Below are 22,165 nucleotides of genomic sequence, written 5' to 3'. Positions count from 1 at the left end.
ATACGGATTTTGGGATAAGCTTAATCCTCCCTATTTGTTCTTTGTACCCTTGGCTATTTCATCAACAAATTTCTCCAATAGAAGTATCATGGATTGCGTTATTTTGCGCTGTTTGGGCATCTCCTTACCAAGGTATAAAAACATAAACGCAAAGTCGCCCTCTATGTTGTTAAAAATTAGATGTTTGTTGAGTCGGTAACTTTCCCGCAACAGTCTTTTGATCCGATTTCTTTTTACAGCACTCTTAAAATTTCTTTTGGAGGCCGTTACCCCCACCTTGCACTTGCAACCATCATTAAAGGTAGTTTTGAGGTATACCAGCTTTAAGGGATAATTGGTAATACCAATTCCTTCGGCAAATAACTGTTCTATTAGTTTTTTGCTTTTAAGCTTTTCTTTTTTCGGGAGTGTAAACGACATTCTGCCGTAAAAGTAAAAATAAATATCACAGTTTGGGGATATGATTTTCATCATAGTCTAAAAACCCTATTGCAGTTATATTGGGAACATAAATTGTATGGCGATTTTTTTGCATACCCAAAATGGTATATAATGGGAGAATTACGGGTAGAAAAGCTTAGGGACAATCCCCAAAAGGGTTTATATATAAAGCAGTTGCTTGCCGATATTGAGGCCATGGAGCATATGCTGGATAAAGATATGTTTGAAAGAAGTCCCATTAGGATAGGGGCAGAACAGGAATTCTGTTTGGTAGATAAGGCCTGGCAGCCATCCAATAAGGCATTGGAAGTACTTAAGGCCATTGACGATCCGCATTTTACTACTGAACTGGCCTTGTATAATTTGGAGATTAATTTGGATCCCATTCCGTTAGGCGGCGTTTGTTTTTCCCAAATGCACCATCAATTGAACAGCCTCTTGGCCAAAGCGGGCAAGGTAGCTGATGAATATGGCACCAAAATAATTCTTACCGGGGTCTTGCCCACCATTGCAAAAAAACATTTGGAGACCAATTATATGACCCCCATTAACCGATACAAGATATTGAACGAGGTGGTCCGGGAACAGAGACAGAGTAATATAGAACTGCATATTAAAGGTGTGGATGAATTAAATATTCACCATGATTCGGTATTGTTTGAAGGCTGTAATACCAGCTTTCAGTCGCATTTACAAATAGACCCCAATGATTTTGAGGATACCTATAACTGGGCCCAGGCCATTGCGGGCCCCATACTTTCTATATGTACCAATTCCCCAATGCTATTTGGGCGCGAACTTTGGGAAGAGACCAGGATAGCCCTTTTTACCCAAAGTGTGGATACCAGGGCCAGTACCTTTCTACTAAATGAAAGGGAAGCCAGGGTACATTTTGGAAATGATTGGGCACAGGGTACCATAGTAGATTATTACAAAGAGGCCATTACCGGATTTAAAAGTTTTTTATATGCAATTGAAGAGGAAGATAGTATGAGCCAACTAAAGCAGGGGAAAATACCAAAGTTAAAGGCCTTGGGCCTGCACAATGGAACGGTTTATACGTGGAACCGACTCTGTTATGGTGTTGGTGATGGAAAACCCCATATAAGAATTGAGAACAGGTATATTCCCTCTGGACCCTCTACCGAAGACGAAATTGCCAATATGATGCTTTGGGTAGGGGTGATGATGGGCAGGCCCAAAAAGTATAATGCCATTCATACCAAAATGGATTTCCAGGATGCAAAGTCCAATTTCCTCATTGCGGCACGTTATGGTATGGCCGCCCAATTTTATTGGGATAACAAACTATTGTCTTCCCAACAATTACTATTGGATATATTTTTGCCAATGGCCTATAAAGGCTTGTACCAGATGGGAGTGGCGCCCAAAGATGCAGAGCATTATTTAAAAATAATAGAAAAAAGGATAGCTTCTAAAAATGGTTCCAGATGGATCGTTAGCAGTTATAGAAAACTACGACAGGAATTTAAACTGCCCGATGCCCTTTCCATATTAACAGAGAAAATGTATCAAAATCAACAAAAGGGATATACCGTTGATGCTTGGGAATTACCTAGGATAGAGCGTTATCCAAAGCATAAGGAACAGCGTAAAGTGCTTCATGTAATGAACGTAAAGACGGTAACCGCTCAGGTAACAGACAGTTCAGAATTGGTATTGAAGATGATGCAATGGAAAAACATTCATCATGTACCCATACTTAACAAGGAACAGGACTTGGTTGGATTGCTTACCTGGACCGATCTGGAAGATTATTTAAAAAACCCCGATAAATTGGAAGAGCGTATAGAGGTTATTATGAAAACAGAACTGATAACCATAACCGAAGAAGAAAGCATTAGCAAGGCAAAGCACTTAATGAAAGCCAATGCTATTAATTGTTTACCGGTGGTCCATGGTAAAAAATTGGTGGGTATTGTAACAAATAAAGATGTATGGGAGTAGGGGAAATAGCTGCTGATGCTCGTATTATTGGTCACTTTGGCAAAGGGAATGTAGGACCTACAGTAATTTTTTTTGGAGGTATTCATGGAAATGAACCTTCGGGCAACAAGGCCATGGAAGTGGTGTTTTTTAAGTTAAAGGAAGAAAAACCTCCTATACGGGGAACCTTATATGGCATCCGTGGCAATATCCCCGCCCTATTATACGGAAAGCGCTATTTAGACCAGGATCTTAATAGAATGTGGACAGCTGAAAATATCAAAAAAATCAAGGAAAAAGATCAGAAGGAACGGCATAGTGAGGAAAAGGAGTTGATGGCCCTATACAAGCTATTGGCTATTATTTTGGAGGAAGAATCTGGGCCGTTCTATTTTATCGATTTCCATACAACCTCTAGTAGAACCCTACCATTTATTACTATTAATGACGCCATGATAAACAGAAAATTTTCCAGTCTCTTTCCAGTACCCACAATTTTGGGAATAGAAGAATATTTGGAAGGTCCGCTGTTGAGTTATATAAATGAACAGGGGTATCTTTCCTTGGGGTTCGAATCTGGACAGCACATAGAAAAAGAGGCGGTAGAAAACAGTATATCCTTTATGTGGTTAACACTTGTTTATAGTGAATTGATCCCTAAAAAGTCAGTGAAGGACTTTAATGCATATTTTAGGCAACTGAAAAGCGCTGCTTTGAATGAGCTCCGTTTTTTTGAAATCCTGTACCGTCACCCTATCCTATCTACCCATCATTTTAAAATGTTGCCAGGATTCAAGAGTTTTCAATTGGTGAAAAGGGGAGAACTGTTGGCCTATCAGAACAATAAGGTGGTATTGGCCCAAAAAAAGGCCAGAATATTTATGCCTTTGTACCAAAACCAAGGGGAAGAAGGTTTTTTTCTTATTAGACAGATACCCCAATTGGCGTTGTGGCTTTCGGCTATTTTCCGTAAAATAAAATTTGATGCCCTCTTGGGATTACTACCAGGGGTTAGTTGGGCCGATCGAGAAAAAAGAACCTTAATGGTTAATAGAAAAACGGCCAGGATATTGGCAAAACCCATTTTTCACTTGTTGGGCTACCGCAGTAGGCGGGTGAATGAGCGCGATATCTTAATGAGCAATAGGGAGTATACGGCCAAGAATGCCATGTATGCCAAGACCTGGTGGTACAATAATAAAAAATCCGTTTAAAATAGCCTTTCAAACGCCATTTTAAACGGATTATACCTAATGGCCATGACCTATTCCTGGGGCTGCCAAACGTTATTTTCCTCGTTGATATCCGCCATTAATTGGGAAGGATCCAAAACAATTGCCTTAATGCTGCCCTGAGGCTTTTCCAATATAAAATCATAGTTGGGATATGCCCACGGCCAGTCTTCCAACACCGTTCTTTTCAGGTTGGGGTAGGGGTTTTCTTTTTCACCTCGCATCATGCGCAGCGGGGCGTAAAAAGTTTCTTGCGTACCGTCGTTGTACAACACTAAAATATCCAAAGGCATTGGCATTAGGCCTATGCGCTCTAGGCTAACCTTTGTTTTTTCGCCATCGGCAAGAACTTCTTTAATACCATAATCTACGGTGTTGGTGGTCTGGGTCCAATCTGTAAGGTACCAGTCCAGTTCCATTCCCGAGACTTTTTCTGCCGTTCTTTTAATGTCGTTGGGAGTAGGGTGCTTAAATTTAAAGTCCTCGTAGTATTTTCTGAGGGTTTCCATTAATTTATCCTGTCCTATTACGTAACCCAATTGGGACAAAAAGATAGCACCTTTGCTATATGCCGCCACACCATAGGCAAAATTTAGATCATAGCGGTCTGCATGGGTAGTCTGTGGTTGTTCTTTTCCGGAGGCCACCAAGTTATAGTATCCCTTATAAGAGCCGGAGAAAGGGTTTTGTTTCTTTTGATCCATAATCTGGTCCATGCACAGACTTGAAATAAAGGAGGTAAAACCTTCATCCATCCATTCATGTTTGGACTCGTTGCTGGCAAGAATATGCTGAAACCAGGAATGGGCCAATTCGTGTACCATTACACCAACTAAGCTGCCAAAAGTTCTCTCCCCAGTGATCAGGGTGCTCATGGCGTATTCCATGCCACCATCACCACCTTGAATTATGGAGTATTGTTTATAGGGGTATTCGCCAATATTATTGCTAAAGAATTCCATGGCCTCCACAGTTTTGGGTTGGAGGTTCTTCCAGTTTTCCAAGATATTTTTGTTGTCTTTATACAGGAAATGTAGCACAGGCCCATTTTCTACCTGTACCGTATCATGAAGATAATCCGGGTCTGCTGCCCACATAAAATCATGTACCATAGGGGCCTTAAAATGCCAGGTAAGCGTTTTGCCCTTGGCTTTTTTTACTTTGGTACCGGGAGCTTCATAACCATGACCTATTTCCTGTGGGTTTTGCAAGTAGCCAGTACCGCCCACAACGTATTTTTTATCCAAGGTAAGTTTTACATCAAAATCGCCCCAAACACCATGGAATTCCCTTCCAATATAAGGGTTGGCATGCCAACCTTCAAAATCATATTCTGCCATTTTAGGATACCATTGGCTCATGGAAAGGGCTACGCCCTCACTGCTATTTCTACCACTACGCCTTATTTGCAATGGTACTTGTCCAGTAAAGTTCATATCAAAAATGGCCTGTCCCCCTGGAGGAATTGGCGTATTTAAGTCCACTACCAAAATAGTTTCCTCTTCCACAAAGGAAACTGCCTTATTGTCCTGGGTAAGGGAATTTACCCTAAGGTAACCAATTTCATCGGGCCCTAGGCTTGCAATACGGCTTTTGCCATCATCCATCATTCTACCATCGGGATCGGCAATGTTTTGCAGACGTACATCCATCTCACTGCCCGGCTGAAAAGCATTGAAATATAGGTGGTAGTACACTCTGTTCAAAGTTTCGGGAGAATTATTGGTGTATACCAATTTTTGGGTTCCCTGGTATTGAAAGCTTTTAACATCCATGTCTACCTCCATGGTATAATCTACCTTTTGTTGCCAGTAAGAGCTATTGTTCTGCGCTTTGAGGGTAGAGGTTAAGCCAAGAATGGCTAGTACCAAACCAATAAAAAGACCGTTGCTGTGTTTCATTTAATTCTCTTTTAGTTTATTAGAAATAGAAGTAAGTAACCCTTGGATACCTACCATATAAATTTTAGATCATCCCAAATAATTAAATTCCTTAAGGTTGTCCATTGGATAATGCCTTGGGAACGGATGACCTTGGAAGACCACAATAATCAATCTACGGCAAGAGCGATTATTGTAGTCTTCCAGATCAGCTGTATTATAATTTTATCTTTCCTTTAGATACCGCATGTGCCATGATCAATGCATTATAGGCATTGACCATTTTACCGGATTTAGAGATATTCTGAAAATCCATGGCTTTGGAGGCGTCTCCTGCAACGATCACTTTAGACTTTGTTGTAAGTCCGGATTTAAGGATTATCTGCTTTACTTCCGAAGCGGTTAGTTTTGGATAGTATGATCTTATTAGCGCCGCAACCCCCGCAACAGCAGGTGCGGCCATGGAGGTACCTCCCTGAAAATCGTATTCGTTGTTGGGCATGGTAGAATAAATAGCATCTCCGGGAGCAAAAACATCAACATTTATTTTGCCGTAATTGGAAAATGAAGCTACCATTTCCGAACCGTATTTACTAGACAAGGCACCCACGGTAATAACGTTATCGGCTATTTCCGGACCATTGTTGATTTGGTCATTGGGAAAATTGGGATTGTTGGGATCATCAAGGTCATCCCCGGAATTTCCGGCGGCATGTACAAAAAGAACGTCGTTTTCCGCAGCGTATTTTATGGCTTCATAGACCCAATCGGCATTGGGGGAAAAGGCCTTGCCAAAACTACCGTTGATTATTTTGGCACCGTTGTCTACTGCATAACGTATTCCCAGGGCTATATCCTTATCGTACTCGTCCCCGTTGGGTACGGCCCTAATGCTCATAATGGCCACATTGTTGGCCACACCATTGGCACCTAAACCATTATTTCGTTCTGCGGCAATTATACCGGCAACATGGGTACCGTGACTTTCATCTTCCACCCTGTTGTTTGGATTTCCATTGCCATAGCCAAGATCATTTATGTCATAGGGATCATCCCCTACCAAGCTCCTTCCGTCAAAATCTACATTTAGATTGTAGTTAAGTTGGTCCGAAAAGTGTTTTACCCCACTTTTTAGTTCAGAAATAACCTCGGGAATAGAATCCTTTATGGTGAACATCTGCATCAATATACTGATGTTCCTTAGCATAGTCTCGTCCTGGGTTTCAATTTGGGTCAAATCTTTTTTGGTATAGGTGTCCTTGCCCAAAAACGCCTTTACTTCAGAATCGGCGTTTTGTACGGCCTGCAGAATTTGCTCGTACTGATTTTTATTCTGTATTGCCTTTTGATAGTCGGCATCCAAGGCACTTTTGGCCTTGGCCTGCAAGTTGGCATCGCCCAGCTTTCTAGCTACGATACGTGCCATTTCCAACTGTTCGTTATAGGATTCCCCTAAAAAGTTATAACCGTGCACATCGTCTACATAACCGTTATTATCATCGTCCTTGTTGTTCCCTGCTATCTCATCTTTGTTAACCCAAAGAACACCATCCAGATCTTCATGGTCAAGGTCCATACCGGAATCCAAGACCGCTACAATTACCTTTTCCCCTTTTTTATTTTTAATGATATCGGTATAGGCCTTGTCTACGCTCATTCCCGGAATGGTATCGGTAAGTAGATCTGCATGGCCCCAGTTCTTTTTCTCCGCTTCGGTCAAGGCCGAAGTCTTAAGCGGTACGGTATCTATATTCTCTATAGGTGTAGAGACCAAAGCGGTACTACCACAGCCATAAAGGAATAGGGAGGCCGATACGGCCAAAATAGTTCTGTTAAATGTTAATGTCATTGTATTGCAGTGTTTAATTATATTAGTTTATTTAAATGAATTTCCCTTGAATGGGGCTCTAAAGGTTTCAATACACCCACGGTCTGCCATAGTAACAAAACAGCTTTTACCGTCCCTTCCCCCAAAGCTAATATTGGAAGGCTTTTTTCCCTTCAGCTCAATTTCGTTCAGTATGTTGCCTTCTGGGCTCACTACAACTACCGTTCCTTTGTCATAGCGGGTAATATATAGATTGCCTTTGATATCGCATCGCATCCCATCCAAACCAAAATCGGGAAATGAGATAAGTTCCTTTTTGTTGTGTAGGCTGCCGTCTTCCTTAATATCAAACTGCCACACCAGGCGTTGAACAGATTCGTTTACGTACAGGTGTTTGCCATCCGGGCTTATTTCAATTCCATTGGTAGTGCCCATATTATCTTCCAATAGGCTAATTTTTTGGGAGGAGTCTACCATCCAAATCTTGCCATTGCCTTTGGACCAATTGGGGTCACTTAAATAGATGTTTTGATTGGGCGCTATGGCCAGATCATTGGGTTGGTTCATAGTGGTATCCTGGGCCCACACCTCCAAATTTCTGGTATTTTTTTTAACCCTGTATATTTTATGGCCAAGGTAGTCTGCGATAAACATATTTCCTTCCAAATCAAACCTTATGCCATTTCCTATGCTCCCCTCAGGAAGTCTAAGGTAAATTTCCCCTTTTCCCTTTTGGTTTACGATACCAATAGTGCCTTCTTCCTTAATATTAACGGCAAACAGCTCCCCTTTTGCATTCACGGCCGGGCCTTCAATACCCTTGGTAAACATAAACTCAGCGGTAAAATCTGTGCTATGGTCCGCAGTTCTTTTACAACCAAAGCCTAGCAATATGGCGCAGGCCGCCAAGTATGGGAATCTACCGTAGATCATTTTATTCCAAAAATTGGGCAAAGGTATATATTTCTTTTAAACGAACTCCTTTTTCTGTTTCCTGTAAGGTGCAGACTTGGTTATGGGCATCGTGTTCCAGAAATAGGTAATAGTTGTTTTTAACGGCATTGTCCAGAAACAAGGCCTTTTCTTTAAGGGTCAATAGGGGCCTGGTGTCATAGCCCATTACATATGGTAGGGGAATATGGCCCACCGTGGGCAATAGATCTGCTGCGAAGACCAAGGTTTTGCCATTATAGTCAATATGCGGTATCATTTGTTTTTCGGTATGCCCGTCTACAAACAAAACTCCAAAGTCCAATTCCGATTTGGAAACGTAAGGCCCGTTGTTTCTGCTAACAAATTGCAACTGTCCACTCTCTTGCATGGGGAGGAGGTTTTCGCTAAGGAAGGATGCCTTTTCCCTTTCATTGGGATGTATGGCCCAGTTCCAATGATCTTCATTGGTCCAAAAAGTGGCATTTTTAAAGGCGGGTTCGTATCCTGTCCTATCCTTGTTCCATTGAATACTTCCCCCACAATGGTCAAAGTGTAAATGGGTAAGAAAAACATCGGTAATATCATCTCTATGGAAGCCGTATTTTTTTAGGGAATTGTCCAAACTATGATCGCCCCACCTATAGTAATAACCAAAGAATTTATCGGATTGTTTATTGCCCATTCCAGTGTCTATAAGTATTAAGCGGTCTCCTTCCTCTACCAAAAGACATCGCGCGGCAATATCTATCATATTATTGGCGTCGGCAGGGTTTGTTCTGTTCCAAAGGGATTTTGGGACAACGCCAAACATGGCTCCGCCGTCCAACTTAAAATTTCCTGCTTCAATAGGGTATAACTTCATGGAATTTAAATAAGCAATGCAAAATAAGAAAAGGGAGAGGCATATTGCTTGAAACCAAGCTTTATTAGGGGATTTTTAACATTTTATTGGGGGTAGTGGGGTTAGCAATTATATTAAATAGATAATCTTTTCATTGGCATAAATGCTATCTCCAAAGTGAAAAGGTCTCTTTTGTCCGGATTCGTCCACGATTATAATGGGAAGGATACCGTTATCCAATCCCCTATTTTTTACCCAGTCCCTGGTATGGATCGTTAAATCTACCTCCTCCTGGTGTTCTTCAAATTCCCCGGCCGATATTTTATAGATCCAGGGACTAAGATCGGTTTTGTTGGCAAATAGGGATGATGCTCCCATTGCATCCAATAAATGGGTTCCGGCGCCGTTGCTCCCAGGGGAAATCAACACTATTTTATTGGGAATATAAAAGGAGTTATGCGCCAATTGGGCAGTAAGGAGGTTTATTTCGTTATTCCCTGTAAGGGCTATAAAAACATTTTTAGTGTTTGCATCGGCGGCCTGGAGGGTTTCCTCTTTTAACCCATTGCCTTGAATGGCTTTAATACCTTGCTCATTGGCTTCATTGACCAAATCTTTATTGGCGTCTATAAGGACTACTTCACTATTTTCCCCAAGATGTTTGGCCATGTATACTGCCAAGGGGTTGGCCCCTAGAATAAGATAACCTGTTCTGGATTTTTGCTTTACCAGTTTCCCCTTTTTTCGTAGCCAATTGGTGGTCCATGTAAGAAAGAAGGGAACGGTGAGGGTGGTTGCTATGGCCATAAACACCAGAATGGAAAATATTTCTGTACTAATGATTCCCAATTGAAGCCCTATCCCGGCGATTATAATTTCTACAGCCCCCCTTCCGTTCATTCCGGTACCAATGGTAATACCTTCACGCCAACCATAGCCGCTGGGCAAATAAAACAATGCCGTACCTAAAATCTTACCTACCACAGCCCCAAGAATGACGAGTATCAGTAATAATAGATTGGTCTCAAAAACTTCCAGACTAACATTAAATCCTGCGGTAACAAAGAATATAGGAGCCAAAAAGCCAATGGCGACATCGTGGAAAACTATGGTAACGTCTTTGAAGACCTGTCTGGAAAATACCCCTTCCCGCATAAAAAGTCCCGCCATGAAGGCCCCCAAAATACCGTGGAGTCCCGCAATTTCAGCGAGTTCTGAAAAGCCCAGTACAATGATGAGCATAACGGTAAAATGGAAGGTGCGTACCAATGATTTTACTTTGGACAGCAATTTGCCCAATATTGGAAAAAAGTAAATTCCGATTAAAGTGGTGGCAATAAAAAAGAGGATGGCTTTGCCTGCCACCAAACTCAAGGCCCCGGCATTTACACTGCCTACGTCTACAAAGCCAATAATTCCTGCAAAGATCACCAAGGCCAAGGTGTCCGATATCAATGCTCCGGCCATGAGTACATAGGCAATTCTAGTATCCAAGAGCTTCAAGTCTACCAAAATCCTACTTTTGGTTGCCAAGGAGGTTACCCCAACGGCGATACCAACAAAAACGGCGGCCATTTGGGTACCATCAAAAGCTATTATAGTGTAATATCCCAATGCAAAAGGAACTATAAAACCTCCTATTGCCGCCAGCAACCCGGGCCAAGAGGCTTTTCCAAGGTCCTTAAAATTAATTTCCATTCCTATATAGGCCATAAGGAAAACAATACCTAATTGGGCAAGGGAATCCACAGCAGCTGAAGTTTCCAATAATCCCAAAAGTGCGGGACCCAAAATAATGCCAATAAAGAGTTCTCCCAGAATGGGCGGAAAACCTATACGCTTGGCCAGCATGCCACCTATCCAAGCAGCAACCAAAATAAAAAGAAGCTCTAGAATGTACGGTTCCGCCATATAGGTATAATTTACAACTAAAAAATAGGGAATTATTTGATTTCTACCATCTTAGTTCTAAAAAATATTTGATATGCCGTGTATAAACTTGCTTAATTGGGGTACAAAATGTTAGCCGTCATGCCCGTATTTGTTTACAGTTGGCATAAGCTGTTTTATTCTGGTATGGAAGTAGCATCTTGGGAATTGTGGGTATGAATGCTGTGGTACTTACTGGACAATAGGGGGAACAGCGGTTTTTTTATTAATCCATTCCGAACTAATGGCCTACCACTCTTTAACATTTGGTGCAGATGAACAAACAACCAATAGATGAATTACAAGTTTTAGGGCAAGGTTTTTTTGCGAGAGACATATTTTTTCTAGATTAAAACTTATATTGCTTCAAATTTTTTTATGGTAGAACTTGCTGGAATAATCATTCTTGGTATAATTGCCCAGTGGGTGGCGTGGCGCTTTAAGTTACCGGCCATTTTGCCCCTGATTTTGATAGGTCTATTAGTGGGCCCAATATCTACATTGTTTACGGAAGACGGAACAAAATTGATCCGACCTATTTGGAATGAAAAGGAGGGCTTGTTCCTTGGGGAAAGCCTTTATCATTTTGTGTCCTTGGCCATAGGGGTAATACTTTTTGAAGGAGGGCTCACCTTAAAACGTTCCGAGGTTGCCAATGTAGGACCCATGATTACCAAGCTGATTACTGTGGGCGCTGCTGTGACCTTCTTTTTGGCAGGAACGGCCGCACATTTTATTTTTGGACTAACCTGGCAAATTTCCTTTTTGTTTTCCGCACTTATTATTGTTACAGGGCCAACCGTAATTACCCCTATTCTTAGGAACATACCCTTAAAAAAAGACTTGTCGGCGGTATTGAAATGGGAGGGTATTTTAATAGATCCCATAGGGGCACTTGTAGCGGTATTGGTTTTTGAGTTTATTAGTATTGGAGAAGGGCAGGGCTATACCCAAACGGGATTTCTAGAGTTTTTAAAAGTGCTGTTGTTGGGCTTTACCTTCGGTTTTAGTTTTGCGCATGCCTTGACCCTGGCCATTAAAAAAAATTATGTGCCCCACTATTTGTTAAATGTGGTATCGCTTTCCGTAGTACTTTCGGTTTTTGTAATCTCCGAACTTTTTGCACATGAATCCGGGCTGTTGGCCGTGGTGGTTATGGGTATGGTCATGGGAAATACCCAGTTGCCCAATATAAAGGAACTGCTCTATTTTAAGGAATCGCTGAGTATACTCCTTATTTCTATGCTATTTATATTGCTTTCGGCTAGTATGAACCTACCGGAACTGGAATTATTGTATACACCCAATACTTTGATACTTTTTGCCATTGTTGTCTTTGTGGTAAGACCGTTGGGGGTATTTTTGAGTGCTATGGGGACCAACCTTAGTTTTAGGGAAAAATTATTTATTAGTTGGGTTGGCCCAAGGGGTATTGTGGCAGCAGGTATTGCCTCCCTATTTGGATCCAAATTAATATTAAGGGGCGAGCCCGGAGCAGAGTATATTACCCCATTGGTATTTATGATTGTGCTGGGTACGGTATTGCTCAATGCATCTACCGCACGCTTAATGTCCAAATTGCTTGGGGTGTTTTTGGAGAAGTCCGAAGGGATACTTATAATTGGTGCCTCCAAGGTGCCTAGGTTAATAGCAAGCTATCTTAAAAAGAACAATAGGCACGTGGTGTTGATAGACAATAACCAAAATAATATTGAAAAAGCAAAGCGTCTTGGCTTGGAAGCTTTTGTGGCCAATATTTATTCTGATACCCTAACCGATAATATTGAGCTGAACGACGTTGGTTACCTAATGGCCTTGACGGGCAATTCTGAGATTAATACCTATGCCATAGATACCTTTAAAAAGGAGTTTGGGGAGCAGGGTTCGTTCCGATTGGTGAATTCTGATGAAATGAACGACCCTGAAAACAATCCAAAAGAAGGACTGTTTTCACATACCGATGATTTTATTACCCTAACTGAAGCCGCAAGAAAATATCCCAAGATCCATGAAATGGAATTAAAGGGCAAGGAACATTATGAGGGCCTAATAGAAATTACCAAGGCAGACCAGGATATTGTTCCCATATTTATAAAGACCTTGGATGGCGACTTAAAGATTATTTCATCTTTTAGTAAGGATTTTGACGATATTTCCGAGGGATGTAAGTTGGTTTACTTGGGCAAGCTGTTAAAAGTTGATAAGGAAATAAAAGAAGCCCAGCTTTGATACATAGACCTGGAAGTAAGGGCGTAAATGTCATCGTTTCATGGGCCTATTAGGGTTGTCAACATAAATTGTATAGAACAAACAGTACTTTTAACAATATAAAATCTACTTGTATTGAATCCACTATTAGTCTTAGCCATAATCACTATTTATTTTGTCTTGCTCATGACCATTTCTTATTTCACCTCAAGAAATAGAAGTGACGAGTCCTATTTTACTGGAGACCGGCAGTCGCCTTGGTTTTTGGTAGCTTTCGGAATGGTAGGGGCCGGACTCTCTGGTGTCACTTTTGTTTCCTTACCGGGAATGGTGGGAAACAACAGTTTTTATTTCTACCAGTTTATCTTGGGTAATGTAGTGGGATATTTGTTTATTACCTTTGTTTTAATTCCCTTGTATTACAAATTGCGCTTGGTTTCCATATATGCCTATTTGGATGAGCGCTATGGTTCTAAAACCTATAAGACCGGGTCTTTGTTTTTTTTGGTATCCCAGTCTTTTGGGGCGGCACTTAGGCTATTACTCGCTTCCAAAATCCTTCAGTTTGCCCTTTTTGACAAGATAGGGATCCCTTTTCCTCTTACGGTTATCATAATTTTGCTTTTGGTATGGTTGTACACCAATAAATCTGGTATAAAGACCATTGTTTGGACCGATACCCTACAGACTACCTTCTTGGTATTGGGGGCCGTCATTACCATTTATACTATTACCACTTCTTTAAATTTATCATTTACAGGGGCTGTACAGCATGTTACGGAACACAGGTATTTTGATATCTTTAATTGGGACGGAAAGTCCAGTAATAACTTCTATAAGCAGTTTATTGCAGGTATCCTGGTGGCTATAGCCATGATAGGATTGGACCAGAATATGATGCAAAAAACACTGACCTGTAAAAATCAATGGGATGCACAAAAAAATACCCTAACCTATAGCCTGATATTGGCTATTACCCAGTTTTTATTTTTGGGATTGGGCATACTTTTGTACAGCTATGCCGAAAATAATGGTATAAGCTTGCCCATAGGTGAAAACGGTGCATTGCTGGATACAGATAAGCTTTTCCCGGATCTGGCTTTGAACCATTTGGGCGTTTTTGCCGGAGTTAGTTTTTTATTGGGAATTATTGCTGCCTCTTTTTCTAGTGTGGACTCTTCACTAACGGCATTAACAACATCTTTTACCTATGATTTTCTTGATATTTCCCATAAATCCAGTGAAACCAAGAAAAAGCTAAAGAACTGGGTATTGCTTGGTTTTTCGGTAGTATTATTTTTAATTATTATGCTGTTTTCCAATAGTAGGGGAGATGTAGTATCGCTTATATTCAAGGTGGCGGGCTATACCTATGGACCGCTATTGGGACTATATATGTTAGGTATGTTTACCAAAATCAGAGTACGCGATAAATGGGTGCCCTTTATTTGTGTGATGGCACCGGTACTCACCTATCTATTGAGCGTATACTTTTCCAAAGCCTTTAATTTTGATTTTGGTTTTATCAATATTGCTGTAAACGCAGGGCTAACCATAGTGGGGCTGGTATTGGTAAAACAAAAGGCCTAGGCTCTTCCCAACATTATTTGTTCTTAGGATATAGCTAGCGGGAGGTCAACTCTAATCAACTTACAAAGAATAGATTATGAGCTATTTAAGTTGAGGTGACTGACTATTGATGCTCGCAGGAAGAAAGGCATAACCTCTTAAGTGGGCATGACAGCAAGGCCACGCCCATTTGTATTTTTTAGTGCCAAAGACCGCAAATAAGGTATGGCATTATAGTTAAGGCAACTAGTCGTTTAGTTTCAGTACGGCCATAAAAGCTTGCTGGGGTATTTCTACATTACCTACTTGGCGCATACGTTTTTTACCTTTCTTTTGTTTTTCCAGTAGCTTACGCTTTCTGGAAATATCACCACCATAACATTTGGCGGTAACGTCTTTTCTAAGGGCTTTTATAGTCTCTCTAGAGATAATTTTGGCTCCAATTGCGGCTTGGATAGGGATATCAAACTGCTGCCTTGGGATAAGTTCCCTTAGCTTTTCGCACATTTTTTTACCAATATTGGCCGCATTGTCAGCATGGATCAATGCAGATAAGGCATCTACAGGTTGGGAGTTAAGTAGAATATCTACCCTTACCAGTTTTGAGGTACGCATACCAATAGGTGCGTAATCAAAGGAAGCATAACCTTTGGATACAGTTTTTAACCGGTCGTAGAAGTCGAACACAATCTCTGCCAAGGGCATATCAAAGTTTAACTCTACTCTTTCCGTGGTTAAATAGGTCTGATTCGTAATCTGTCCCCTCTTCTCGATACATAATGACATAACGTTACCAACAAAATCGGATTTTGTAATAATGGTAGCCTTAATATACGGTTCCTCTACGCGGTCCAAGGTAGAGGGGTCCGGTAGATCCGATGGGTTGTTTACAATAATAATTTCATCCGGATTCTTTCGGGTAAAGGCATGGTAGCTAACGTTGGGCACGGTAGTAATTACCGTCATATCAAATTCCCGCTCCAAACGTTCCTGAATGATCTCCATATGTAACATACCCAGGAAACCACAACGGAAACCAAATCCCAGTGCGGCACTGCTCTCAGGAGCAAATACCAGGGAGGCATCGTTTAACTGTAGTTTCTCCATGGAAGAACGAAGTTCTTCGTAATCTTCGGTATCTACAGGGTAAATACCGGCAAATACCATGGGTTTTACATCCTCAAAGCCCCCTATGGGATTTTTGGTAGGGTTGGCGGCATCGGTTATGGTGTCGCCCACCTTAACCTCACGGGCATCTTTGATACCGGTTATAAGATATCCTACATCCCCTGCCTGTATACTTTGCTTAGGGTGTTGTACCAGTTTAAGGGTACCTACCTCATCGGCAAAATAGTCCTTGTCCGTAGCTACGAACTTTATTTTCTGTCCTTTTTTAATCTCACCATTGATGACCCTAAAATAGGTTTCCACACCTCGGAAGGGATTATAGACAGAGTCGAACACCAAAGCCTGCAAAGACTCATCAACATTTCCCTTAGGGGCAGGGATACGTTCTATAATGGCTGTTAGGATGTCTTCTATTCCCAATCCAGATTTGGCACTGGCGGGAATAACCTCCTCCGGTTTACAGCCCAATAGGTCTACAATATCATCTGTAACCTCTTCGGGGTTGGCACTGGGCAGATCTACTTTGTTCAATACGGGAATAATCTCCAGGTCGTTTTCCAAAGCCAAATATAGATTGGATATGGTCTGAGCCTGTATACTTTGGGCGGCATCCACTACCAATAAGGCCCCTTCACAGGCCGCGATGGAACGCGATACCTCATAGGAGAAATCTACGTGTCCCGGAGTATCAATGAGGTTAAGCGTATATTTTTCACCGTTGTGAACGTAATCCATCTGAATAGCATGACTTTTTATGGTAATCCCACGCTCCCGTTCAAGATCCATACTATCCAATAACTGATCTTGTTTTTCCCTATCGGTTACCGATCCGGTGAAGTCCAGTAGCCTATCGGCCAAGGTGCTCTTACCGTGATCTATATGCGCTATTATGCAGAAATTTCGAATGTTTTTCATCTATGCTCAATTTACGTGTGCTGAATGTCCCCAACAGAAATTGTGGCTGCGGAAAGCTATTCAGTTTGCCTTTCCCCTAGGTTTGCGCTAGAATTATCCACTTGCAAACCAAGGCAACTGCAAAGATAGGCTTTATCCATGATTTTTAAAGGAAAAATCTCCAATGTGGTCCAACACCTTTACCGGAGTGGAACAATGGTAGGCAAATAGTAGGTTTTTGTTTGGTTAAATATCCAGTTGGTAGATTTTTACTACAAATTTAAAAGAAAGCATTGTGGGTAGTTAATAAAAAGTTAACTTTAAAAATTTTATAACTCAAGTGACCCCGTTTGTGAAAATAAAAGTTACGACTGTATTTTCTTTTTTGATTTGTACATGCCTTCTAGGGCAAGAGTACAAGCTTACCGGTAAGGTCAATGAGACCAAGGGCGAAACAATTGCTTTTGCAAATATACTACTTTATAAAGCGGCCGATACCAGTTATGTAAAAGGTACTGCTTCCAATGAGGACGGTTTTTTTTCTTTTGCAAACCTATTCCCTGACAATTACCTTATCCGCGCTAGCTATATTGGAAACCATTCCAACTTTAAAAGGGTAAATGTAAATAGTGATTTGGATATAGGGCCTATTTACGTAGACATTACCACTCAGGAACTAACAGAGGTGGTGCTGGTTGCACAAAAGCCTTCCGTAGAGCAAAAGGTAGACCGCCTCGTATTTAATATTGAAAATACGGCACTGTCCGATTCGGACATATGGGACGTCCTTAAAAACACCCCCACCGTGTTTGTCATGAACAACGAGATAAGCGTAAAGGGAGAAGGGGGAGTACAAATAATGATCAATGACAAAAAAGTAAACCTTCCGGCACAGGATATACTTAATCTTTTAAGTGGTACTTCTGCCAAAGGGGTACAGTCTATTGAGGTCATTACCACCCCACCGGCGAAATATGATGCGGAGGGCGGTACCTTGATCAATATTAAAATGAAAAAGAATCTAATAGCTGGGTACAACGGTGCAGTGTACAACAGATACAGTCAAGGCGTATTTCCCCGTCATATGCTGGGTACCAGCCATTATTTTAAGGGCAAGAGGCTGGAAGCTTCCTTTAATTATAGCTTTACACAGAATAAGACGGTGACCAATTATACCGATATCACCAATTTTATTGAGGACGGACAAATTACGGATATATGGACTTCCGACCTGGAGGTTATTTATAGGAGTAAAAAACACAATACCAGTGTTTTTTTAGACTATGCCCTTGACGATAAAAACACCTTGAGCTTTTCCTCCATTGCCACTATAACCCCTTCTTACCAGAGCAGGGATTTTTCCAACACCATAATAGAGGATCCCGATGGAGCCTATTCCTCAGGTTTTATTACCTTGAACGATGCCAAATTTGAATCGGTCAATGCGGCCTTTTATGTGGATTATGAACATAAGTTTAACGAGGAGGGTTCCAGTTTAGCGGTGAATTCCCATTATACCCATTACGACTACGATAAAAATCAAGATTTGGAAACCGATTTTTACGACCAAAATGGAGCTATGGTGGGAGAGAACAATTTTAACACCTTTAATGAGCAGCATACCCATTTGTTTAGTGTACAGGCAGATTTTACCTCCCCCTTCGGAGAGAGTTCCAATTTTGAGTCGGGCATAAAATACGCCCTTATAGATTCCGAGAGCTTTATAACGCAAGAGGGTTTTGACAGGGAGCAGGAAGGTGTAGCACCTACCGAGGATGGGTTGTTTTTATATGATGAAAGAATTTTTGCCGGCTATGCCAGTTTTGATACCAAATGGTACAACTGGACAATGAAATCCGGGTTGCGGGCCGAATATACCGAAACCAAAGGGGATTACAGCCATAGTGAGGACAAGATAAAGAATGATTATTTGGAACTTTTCCCCACTGTATTTTTCCAATTTACCCCCAATAGAAAACACCGCTACGGACTAAGCTATAAAAGGAGCATTATTAGACCTAGTTATAACAAAATTAACCCGTTCCAGGTATTTCAAAGCAATAATTCCGTGGTAGAGGGAAATGTAAACCTTAAGCCTTCTTTTAAGAATTCGGTAATTCTATCCTATACCTATAACAGGGATTATACGTTTGAACTTTTCTACCGCTACCATCGCAATATTATGAGTGTATTGACCTTTCAGGACAATGAAAGTAAACTTCTGCGGTTTATTACCGACAATATGGAAAGGGAATTGGCCTATGGACTCGATTTTATTTATAGGAAGGAGATTAGCAGATCCTGGGATACTTACTTCCTTTCTTCCTACTTCTATGCGGCGGAGCGCTTTACCGATATCCTTTCACAGCAAACCATTGATCAAGATCTTTGGACGCTTTTAATACAGTTCAACAACAACTTTACCTTTTTGGAAGACCGCTCCTTAACGGCCAATCTAAACTATACCTACGTATCCCCGGTCATTAGCGGGAATTCCAGACAGGAATATTACAATGAATGGGGCATATCCCTAAAAAAGAATATATGGGGCAAAAAGGGAACCATTAGCATGGGGGTGACCGATGTTTTTAGGCAGTTTAAACTAAAAAACACCCGGAAATATGGCAATCAGTACAATATTTCGGTGTATAGGCCCAATGCCAGAGTGTTTTCGCTGGGGTTTAGGTATAATTTCGGCAATATGAAGATACGGGACAACTACAAATCCACCACAACAGAAGAAAGGAAGAGGTTGTAAAAAACCTTAAACCCATGTGCTGCAAACCTTAAGATGGGCAGTATATTCCCGTTAGAGAATGTTTTCAATAACCATTTCTGCCAGGCAACAGTCAACCTGCCAGAAGTTGGCCTATAATAATTTTGATCTTTATCTTTATTAAGATACTTCTAGAACCCCACAAAAAACTGGATATTTCAATTGGCAAAGAAGACTGTATTGTGGCAAGCAAAAAGAGGGGGGGTAATTTATAGAACTGCGTATAGATATAACTATCATAAAAAGGTACTGCTTATTACAAAGTATTGTTGGTTTTGGTGAATCTTAGCCCTTGAAATGTAGGGTTATATAATTTTTCAGTAATTTTGCAGTCCAAAAATTTAAAGTAGCTAAACTGTGCCCAAAATAGGAGATATTCAATTACCGGAATTCCCATTGTTGCTTGCGCCAATGGAGGATGTTAGTGACCCGCCTTTCCGTGCCTTGTGCAAGGAGCAGGGGGCCGATGTGGTATATACCGAGTTTATTTCTTCGGAAGGGCTTATTCGTGATGCCGCCAAAAGCGTTATGAAACTGGATATCTATGAAAAGGAACGCCCGGTAGGGATACAGATTTTTGGGGCCAATTTGGATTCCATGCTGCGCTCTGTAGAAATAGTTGAGAAGTCCGGACCTGATATAATTGATATTAATTTTGGTTGTCCGGTTAAAAAGGTAGTGAGCAAGGGAGCGGGTGCGGGAATCCTAAAGGATATAGACCTAATGGTTTCCTTGACCAAGGCCATGGTGGAGCATACCAAACTGCCTGTAACGGTAAAGACCCGTTTGGGATGGGACCAAGAATCCATTAAAATTGTGGAAGTGGCAGAACGTTTGCAGGATGTGGGCTGTAAGGCCATATCCATCCATGGCAGGACCCGGGTGCAAATGTACAAGGGAGAGGCGGATTGGAGACCTATAGCCGAGGTAAAGAACAACCAGCGCATGCACATCCCTGTTTTTGGGAACGGCGATGTAGACTCCCCGGAAATGGCCATGAAAATGAGGGATGAATACGGTCTGGACGGGGCCATGATAGGGAGGGCCAGTATAGGTTACCCTTGGTTCTTTAAGGAAGTAAAGCACTTTTTTGAGACCGGTACCCATGCTGCACCACCCAGTATGCAGGAACGTGTGGATGCCGCCCGTCGTCATCTGCAGATGGCCATAGATTGGAAAGGCGAGCAATTGGGTGTATTTGAGACCCGTAGGCATTATACCAATTATTTTAAAGGGATACCCCACTTTAAGGAATACCGCATGAAAATGGTGACCAGTGATGATGCAAAAGATGTGTTCGCCGCCTTTGATGAGGTTTTGGAAAAATTTGGGGATTTCGAATTTGTATCCTAGTGTGCCAAAAGCTTTTTGTTGATCCTACTACTGGCAATAAAAGAGGCAATTACACCCAAGACCATAATGGTAGCCAATACAATCACAAGGTTTATTAACCTGTATTCTACGGGATAAGAAAGGGAAGGTGTAATTTTTAACCACCCAAAGGCCAATTGGGACCAAATAAGCAGGGATCCAATAAATACGCCTATACACCCGCCCAATCCTGTAACCAAGATACCTTGTACAAAATAGATTCTACGGAGCGCTTTTATGGTAGTTCCCAAATTATATAGGGTTTTGGAATTTTGCTGTTTGTCCAATATCATCATGATAATGGCTCCCACTACGTTGAATAGCGCTATGATCAGCACTAGGGTAAAGATAAGGTAGGTGGCCAAATTTTCGGTATTCAGCATTCGGTGCAGGGTACTATTTAATTCCCTGCGGTCTTTTAGCACTACCTCTCCCGAAAATATAGCGGCTATCTTTTTTCTCAGTTCAGGTATATTTGCGTTTTCTTTCAGCTTAAAATTAATACCGGATAGCTGGGTACTGTCCTTCTCCAATAATGCCTGTACCAAAGGTAGCTCGGCAAAAACATATTTTCTATCCAGTTCTTCCTCTATTTGGTAGATACCACTGATGACCAAGGAGGCTTCATTGTAGGCGTCCTTTAGCATGCGCTGTCCCAATAAGCCCTTTCCAGGTTTGGGCACACGCACTAGCAAGGGACTCCTAAAGTTATTGATATTAAGCCCCAAGAGGTTAACCACACCCTGCCCTGCCACGGCCTGCAATCCATTAATGGACCAATCCCCATAAAAATAAAGGCTACTGTCTATGGGCGTAGTCCGTACAAAACTGGAATCTATCCCTTTAATATAGGCTATATGGGCCTTTTGGTTGTGGGTAAGGTATACCTTTTCTTCCAGTTCCTTGGAATAGGCGTATATATCTTCAAGTTGCTGCAAAGCGTTTTCCTGGGATGCTGAAACACTAATAAACTTGCCAGTTAGCGGTAATGCCTTTAGATCCGGATCTACCATATTGGTATAGGAAAGGCTAAAAGTCTTTAGTCCGGCAAAACCTGAGAGCACTATAAAAAGGGCCGCCGATCCAATAACGATGACCAAAAAGGTAATAAAGTTGATGATGTTTACGGCATTTTGACTGCTCTTGGACCGCAAATACCGCTTTGCTATGTAGAAGGGAAAGTTCAAT

At 41.4% G+C, this 22,165-nt stretch carries 14 protein-coding genes; 6 read left to right on the top strand and 8 right to left on the bottom strand.

Features of this window, described 5'->3' with window-relative positions:
• Positions 1-30 precede the first annotated feature (30 nt).
• Positions 31-474 carry a ribonuclease P protein component gene (gene rnpA / locus EHW67_RS06550; protein WP_317126852.1) on the bottom strand — a complete coding sequence of 148 codons (444 nt, stop codon included), beginning with the start codon at positions 472-474 and terminating at the stop codon, positions 31-33.
• Between the two features lie 78 nt (positions 475-552).
• Between rnpA and EHW67_RS06545 the strand changes: the two genes are divergently transcribed.
• A complete protein-coding gene (locus EHW67_RS06545) occupies positions 553-2,409 on the top strand; it encodes a CBS domain-containing protein (protein ID WP_126161550.1) in 1,857 nt (618 codons plus the stop codon).
• Positions 2,400-3,602 carry a succinylglutamate desuccinylase/aspartoacylase family protein gene (locus EHW67_RS06540; protein ID WP_126161549.1) on the top strand — a complete coding sequence of 401 codons (1,203 nt, stop codon included), beginning with the start codon at positions 2,400-2,402 and terminating at the stop codon, positions 3,600-3,602. The genes EHW67_RS06545 and EHW67_RS06540 overlap by 10 nt, the downstream gene beginning before the upstream one ends.
• Positions 3,603-3,652: 50 nt before the next feature.
• On the opposite strand, the gene EHW67_RS06535 is transcribed toward EHW67_RS06540, so the two are convergent.
• The 5 genes from EHW67_RS06535 to EHW67_RS06515 form a co-directional block, all read right to left on the bottom strand.
• Positions 3,653-5,521, bottom strand: coding sequence for a M1 family metallopeptidase (locus EHW67_RS06535; protein WP_126161548.1), 1,869 nt, complete (start codon positions 5,519-5,521; stop codon positions 3,653-3,655).
• Between the two features lie 196 nt (positions 5,522-5,717).
• Complete coding sequence (locus EHW67_RS06530; protein ID WP_126161547.1) at positions 5,718-7,349, bottom strand: S8 family peptidase; 1,632 nt, start codon at positions 7,347-7,349, stop codon at positions 5,718-5,720.
• 27 nt (positions 7,350-7,376) lie between these two features.
• Entirely contained in the window at positions 7,377-8,261 is an 885-nt protein-coding gene (locus tag EHW67_RS06525; protein WP_126161546.1) for an SMP-30/gluconolactonase/LRE family protein, read from the bottom strand.
• A 1-nt stretch (position 8,262) separates the two neighbouring features.
• On the bottom strand, positions 8,263-9,123 hold the full coding sequence (locus EHW67_RS06520; RefSeq protein ID WP_126161545.1) for an MBL fold metallo-hydrolase: 861 nt from the start codon (positions 9,121-9,123) through the stop codon (positions 8,263-8,265).
• Positions 9,124-9,231: 108 nt separating this feature from the next.
• Positions 9,232-11,013 carry a cation:proton antiporter gene (locus EHW67_RS06515; RefSeq protein WP_126161544.1) on the bottom strand — a complete coding sequence of 594 codons (1,782 nt, stop codon included), beginning with the start codon at positions 11,011-11,013 and terminating at the stop codon, positions 9,232-9,234.
• Positions 11,014-11,409: 396 nt separating this feature from the next.
• Here EHW67_RS06515 and EHW67_RS06510 point away from each other — a divergent pair, with 396 nt between their 5' ends.
• Positions 11,410-13,260 (top strand): cation:proton antiporter, encoded by a 1,851-nt coding sequence (locus EHW67_RS06510; RefSeq protein ID WP_126161543.1) that lies wholly within the window; start codon positions 11,410-11,412, stop codon positions 13,258-13,260.
• 114 nt (positions 13,261-13,374) lie between these two features.
• Positions 13,375-14,829: a sodium:solute symporter gene (locus EHW67_RS06505; protein ID WP_126161542.1), complete on the top strand. Its 1,455-nt coding sequence runs from the start codon at positions 13,375-13,377 to the stop codon at positions 14,827-14,829.
• 225 nt (positions 14,830-15,054) lie between these two features.
• Here the strand turns inward: EHW67_RS06505 and lepA are convergent, their stop codons facing one another.
• Complete coding sequence (gene lepA, locus EHW67_RS06500; protein ID WP_126161541.1) at positions 15,055-16,851, bottom strand: translation elongation factor 4; 1,797 nt, start codon at positions 16,849-16,851, stop codon at positions 15,055-15,057.
• 331 nt (positions 16,852-17,182) lie between these two features.
• On the opposite strand from lepA, the gene EHW67_RS06495 reads away from it, so the two are divergent.
• Together EHW67_RS06495 and dusB are read left to right on the top strand one after the other, a co-directional pair.
• Complete coding sequence (locus EHW67_RS06495) at positions 17,183-19,588, top strand: outer membrane beta-barrel family protein (RefSeq protein ID WP_126161540.1); 2,406 nt, start codon at positions 17,183-17,185, stop codon at positions 19,586-19,588.
• Between the two features lie 375 nt (positions 19,589-19,963).
• The gene (dusB, locus tag EHW67_RS06490; RefSeq protein ID WP_126161539.1) at positions 19,964-20,959 is read left to right on the top strand and encodes a tRNA dihydrouridine synthase DusB; all 996 of its coding nucleotides are present in this window, start codon (positions 19,964-19,966) and stop codon (positions 20,957-20,959) included.
• Here dusB and EHW67_RS06485 read toward each other — a convergent pair.
• A complete protein-coding gene (locus EHW67_RS06485) occupies positions 20,956-22,164 on the bottom strand; it encodes an ABC transporter permease (protein ID WP_126161538.1) in 1,209 nt (402 codons plus the stop codon). The two genes, dusB and EHW67_RS06485, sit on opposite strands and share 4 nt — an antisense overlap.
• Position 22,165: the final 1 nt, after the last annotated feature.

Source organism: Arenibacter aquaticus (assembly GCF_003957295.1).
GTDB lineage: Bacteria > Bacteroidota > Bacteroidia > Flavobacteriales > Flavobacteriaceae > Arenibacter > Arenibacter aquaticus.
Note: the sequence above shows the minus strand (reverse complement) of the source record. Positions and strands in the feature narration are given on the sequence as shown.